This is a genomic window from Oleiphilus sp. HI0123 (assembly GCF_001635315.1).
Window position 1 is genome coordinate 1 of sequence record NZ_LWGE01001901.1, and the last position, 485, is coordinate 485.

General features: G+C 40.0%; 1 protein-coding gene. It reads left to right on the forward strand.

Annotated features, from left to right (window positions below):
- The first annotated feature begins 42 nt into the window (after window positions 1-42).
- The gene (locus A3761_RS25285) at window positions 43-471 is read left to right on the forward strand and encodes a CBS domain-containing protein (protein WP_068511236.1); all 429 of its coding nucleotides are present in this window, start codon (window positions 43-45) and stop codon (window positions 469-471) included.
- Window positions 472-485 lie beyond the last annotated feature (14 nt).

Here is a 485-nt window from a genome sequence, read left to right on the forward strand (position 1 = left end):
GCACCAAATACAATCTATTGCAGCTAAAGTCGAGGAAGAGTTATGAGTCATACCAATAAAACGGTTGTTAAAATTAAGGATGTCATGCGGAGTAACTACGTTGAAATGGACGGCATGATGACCGTTAAAGACGCCTTGATTCAAATGAAAGAGCATAATGCTAGCTACGTGATTATCAAAAAACGTAATGAGGATGACGAGTACGGCGTTGTGATGCTGTCAGATATCGCTAAAAAGGTATTGGCAAAAGATAAGTCACCTGATCGCGTTAATGTCTATGAAATTATGTCTAAGCCCGTTGTCAGTGTCCCACCTGAAATGGATGTGCGCTATTGTGCTCGTTTATTTGATCAGTTTGGCTTGGCGAGTGCGCCAGTTATTGATGGTAAAAACGGTAAAGTAGTGGGTGTGGTAGGTTATAAATCTTTGGTTTTTGAAGGTATTTTAGTAGAGCAGCATACCTTGGATTAAAGCGTATTACAGTA

What these genes read in the sequence shown, in the direction of transcription:
- A3761_RS25285 (WP_068511236.1), top strand. Translation starts at nt 43, where the DNA reads ATGAGTCATACCAATAAAACGGTTGTTAAAATTAAGGATGTCATGCGG.